Origin of the sequence: Mesorhizobium sp. M7A.F.Ca.US.005.03.2.1 (assembly GCF_003997795.1) — a bacterium.
Classification (GTDB): domain Bacteria; phylum Pseudomonadota; class Alphaproteobacteria; order Rhizobiales; family Rhizobiaceae; genus Mesorhizobium; species Mesorhizobium ciceri.
In genome coordinates, this window is record NZ_RZRP01000528.1 from 1 (window position 1) to 4,463 (window position 4,463).

The window sequence follows — 4,463 nt, forward strand, 5'->3', positions numbered from 1 at the left end:
GGATAGTCCTTGGCGAGCCCCCACCTGGCTCTGTACTCGTCGGGTGTCATTCCCAGCAACCCAAGGTGGCGCTTCATAGACTTGAACTTGCGTCCGTCCTCCAGGCTGATGATGTAATCGGGAAACACGGACTTTTTTGGATTGACTGCCGGAACAAGCGCGGGCGGCGTCGCTTCCACCGGCTGACCCAATCCCGACAAGGCAGAATTGACGCTGGCGATCAATTCGGGAAGACCGGCCGCCGGAATGGCGTTCTTCTGGACATATGCCGCCACTATGTCGGCGGTGAGCTGCAACAACTGGACCTGCGGTGCTTCAGCGTCATTCTGCATATTTCGAGTTTCCCATTTGATTGGCTTTGTCTCTATTGAGGAACTTTACAACGTGCAACGGCCCACAGATCATGGATGGGGCTCCACGCGAAGAAACCTGTCTATATTTTAAAGCGGTGGCACCGCACCTGACCTACCCGCTGGCAACTGACTGACCACAGGATTGATTCAATGCCGGCTTGAGGCAGTAGCAGGATACCGAGTGTTTATAGCGCAAGTCGGAGTACCGAGGTTCAATCGGGCGCGTCGATAGCGCGACCATAGTCGGCGGCATTCGCCAATCCACAGGGTATGCGTCAGCCGTTTCGCGATCCGGGGGCTGACGCCGCAGAGAAAACCCGCGGGTGGCAACAATCGCGCGGGTGATCTTCTCGATCCAACGGTGTCTAACCGAGATTCCTGGGGATAATCACTCGTCGCTCCGGGACTCGCTGGCGCTTTGACAAACTCGGTTTTCCAGACCGGGGGCCGAGTGCACAAGATCCTGGCATGTCACCGCCAAGGCACCGCCACCGGGCGGAACCGCTTGCCCAGACTGCTGGACAGCAACCACGACATTCCAATTGCAAAGCAGATCGCGTACCGCTCGATTTTCAGAGGAAAAATATACATTCCGGCCGTCCCGGCGGATTTTTACGAGCCCAACTTCCCGGAGCTTGGCTAGGTGGTGCCACGAGGCTGTCCGGCTAATATTAAGCCGTTCGCGAATTTTGCGATCCGGCAATTCATAGTCGAGCAGCAAGCTCAAAATGTGCAGCCGCCGCGCATTGCCCAGCACCTCCAGAAATTCGGCCGCTTGTGCGGCGTTAGCCCTTAGTCCGTCCGAGACCATGGATGCCTCTTCCCCAGCAACTTGCCGTCACGCCCGAAGACTGCGGAACAATCGATCTCTTCAATGAACACGGCCAGATCATCTGGCACGAGCCACTGGGCGTAGGACCGAAGCCGTCTCAACCCACAAGCCTTGGCATGCCTCTCGGCGCGCTCGGATTCAAGTCCAGCCATCGTTGAGCGCTGTTGTTGGATTGGCACGAAACCATTGAGGCGTCCTTCCGCCAGCTGACTGGCCCAGCAAGTCGTGACCTGTTCCACTCACCGCTCCTTTACGTGACCCGGCAGACAAAATACCACAGCCATGTCGATAGTGTCGGCTCCTCCATTATGATTAAGGTGGCGGGTTCTCCCCACCGCATTTCGGAGTTAGCCCTTTTGACGGTATGATTGCATTGCGTATCAACGGGATGCGCGGATGGGTTATTTCCCATTTCGACCGAGCCTCCGTTGTTGCGCCGACGCAGGCGGGCCGAAGCTTTCAACACATCGACTTGCCCGGTGCGATGTAGTGTCGTTCGATGACCAACACCGCCTCCCCTTCCCTCTGATGGCCTCCATCGATTACCAAAATCGTAAATCCGCGACCTACAGTGCCAGTCGCTTCGTCCGGTCTTCGTTGAGCCCCCAGCCGATTGGATATCGCTCTGCCCAAGCACTCTTGGTTCCCCTTGAAAGATCATAAATGAATCGTGTGGCAGGCCTGAGCATCGAGTAGCAACCATGGGCCTCGTGCTACGGGTGACCGGCGCCCCCGACCCGAAATCGTTGCTCGCCCCTCTTTTCTGAAGGATACGGGCCCCCTCTGTAGCCCAGCAACCACCCATCATTATGAGGATTGCTTGCGACAGGGGGCGAGCGATGCCGTAACCGCTGAGATCTCCTTCCCGGTCGATGTCAACCACGATCAGCACCGAATGGCCAATGACGACGCCAGCTTCGCGTAGTCCCTGGGCGGCATCGGGATGAGTAGGCAAAAGCCTCCTGGCTTTTTTGTTTCGAGCAAGGCGTCACGAAGGCTGGTCAGCGGTTCTGGCAATCTTCACCATGCGACCTTGCCTCCTGCAAACGGCTAACTCGCAATCGAGCGAACGCTACTAAAGAACGCCTCGACCAAGGAAATTGGTATCTTACAATACCGGCGCAGGCTTGTTGGGCTTTCAGTTGTAATCCTGTGCCGATGATGAAATCATGCGCGCGCTTGACAACGGGCAGGTTAATTCAAGTTCCGCCACCAGGAGGAGAAGCGGTATGACCACTCAGGTTGTACATCGCGTATTCGGTCCCAAGCAGGTCAGGCAATTCAGGGAAGTCTACGAGCGCGCGCGCGTTGTGGAGGCAACTTACCCCGATTCGCACATTGCCAGCAAAGCCGCCAAACGGCTGATCGAGGCATTCGAAGCCGAGATCCAGACTGACGGGACGGTTCTGGATTTTCAGCAGCTATGCGAAGCAAACCCCCTGGGGACCGCCTGAGACCCGGACGTTGTCTGGCGAAGGCTCACGATGAGCCGCTTCATCTGCCGACGTCAGCCATGCCCTGCAGGCGGATCGTGCTTGCCGTTCAAAAATCAAATTTCGGAAGTGGGTCGCCATGCGGAGCGATAGGGGAGCCATGGGGTGTTGGGCGGCGGTGGCTCCCCTATCCTGTCTCCGCATTTGTTCGCAGACAGGCAGCGTAAGCTCGAGCAGACGCCGGCAATCCAGTGTTCAGCGTGGTGTATACATCGTCAACGAAGCTTTTGGAGGTATGATGCAGCGTTGTCAGGAGGTGCGAGCAAACCCAACCACCGCCTATCGCATGAGACCCGCCGAATTAATCGCAAGAGCGCGTGCAACCAACACAGTGCGCGGTAACCGAGGATATCTATAGCCTGGTGCGGCACGGGCATGCGCCTTAGTTCGGGCCGCTCGCGCGGGTCAAACCGGTTTGGAGTCCCGTCTTCTCAACGTAAAAATTTACCGAAAAAATTAACTTATGTTAGAGAATGCTAATAAATAGCTCCTACACTCCCGAGGCTGCTCTACATGTCAGCAGCCACGTTGCTTGAGGTTCGCAATCAGCCTTGAGCGTGGAAAATGGGTCGGGTACCAAAAACTTCCAATTCTAAGAAAGGGCACTTATCGGGCGCCACAGGTACCTTCGTTGGGGAAGGGTGAGTATCGGTATGGTTTCTACAGCAGGACTGCACAGTTACGGTTCGTCAAATCGATCAAGAGTTCCGTCCAGCGGCACAGAAAATCTCCACCAAGAAGCAGGTAAGCAATACCTTCTCATGCTGGACGGGAGGGCCTTGGACCGCGAGTGTCTCGCTTCGGCGCTTGAGGATCATGAATTGGGCATGGTGGTCGTCGCCATGGGTTCGATCGAGGAATGGCGCATAAGGAAGGGTTCGGCTTCTCCCCTTTCAACCATACTCTTCAACCTCGGCGGCCGGAAGGTCACCGATCAGGGCATTGCAGAAGAAATCAGGCATATTTCGTCCGAGTTCAAGACCGTTCCGGTGGTCATCCTGGCCGACACCGAAGATCTTGCACAGGTGCTGACGGCTCTCGAATGCGGCGCACGCGGCTACATTCCGACTTCGGTCGGGATCGATGTGTGTGTCGAGGCGATCAACTTGGCTGCAGCCGGAGGCATCTTCGTTCCGGCCAGTAGTGTCCTTTCCATGCGGCACCTGATAAAATCAGGCAACTGCGACGCCCGGCCCTTGACGGGCATGTTCACGCTCAGGCAGGCAGAGGTCGCCCAGGCACTGCGACGCGGCAAGGCGAACAAGATCATCGCCCACGAACTGAACCTTCGCGAAAGCACTGTGAAGGTTCACATCCGAAACATCATGAAGAAATTGAAGGCGACCAACCGCACGGAGGTCGCCTACAAGGTGAACGATCTCTTCGCGGAAGGACCTCTGGGCCAAGAGTGATCGCATCAACAAGACGGCCCGTCCTGGTTTAGTGCTGGCGGGTCGTGTTTTTTGTCAACAGAACATTTGAATGAAGGTCGATGGATTTCGCGTTGCCGCACGACCGATGCCACGCGAGACTCCCTTCTGAATCGTGACTTTGCTCCGCGCAATGGAACAGCTTTTGAGAAGAGGCAGTCGGAGGGGTCCGGGGCAACGAAACGCCGCCCCGTTCGAGCGGCATTCTCGCCTGATCAACCAACAGCAGCAGCGGTCTGTGCCTCGGCCGTTCGTGCCAAATGACGGCGCAGGTCGCGCATGTCGACCTGCTGACCGCAAATCGGGCAGGTATGGAAATTGTCGTCTCGTGGGCTGGCTCGCCACCGTGCAGCTT

Annotated in this window: 4 protein-coding genes; 2 read left to right on the forward strand and 2 right to left on the reverse strand. The window is 56.8% G+C overall.

Annotation, left to right across the window (positions count from 1 at the left end; all coding sequences use genetic code 11):
• Window positions 1–332, reverse strand: a 332-nt coding sequence (locus EN991_RS24765) for a MucR family transcriptional regulator (RefSeq protein WP_127369742.1), incomplete at its 3' end; no start/stop codon positions are given.
• Between the two features lie 409 nt (window positions 333–741).
• Window positions 742–1,164, reverse strand: a complete 423-nt coding sequence (locus tag EN991_RS24770; protein ID WP_063170839.1) for a metalloregulator ArsR/SmtB family transcription factor — start codon at window positions 1,162–1,164, stop codon at window positions 742–744.
• Between the two features lie 1,250 nt (window positions 1,165–2,414).
• On the opposite strand from EN991_RS24770, the gene EN991_RS24775 reads away from it, so the two are divergent.
• Window positions 2,415–2,639 carry a hypothetical protein gene (locus EN991_RS24775; protein WP_024505842.1) on the forward strand — a complete coding sequence of 75 codons (225 nt, stop codon included), beginning with the start codon at window positions 2,415–2,417 and terminating at the stop codon, window positions 2,637–2,639.
• Between the two features lie 800 nt (window positions 2,640–3,439).
• Window positions 3,440–4,090, forward strand: coding sequence for a response regulator transcription factor (locus EN991_RS24780; RefSeq protein WP_245322253.1), 651 nt, complete (start codon window positions 3,440–3,442; stop codon window positions 4,088–4,090).
• The last annotated feature ends 373 nt before the right edge of the window (window positions 4,091–4,463 follow it).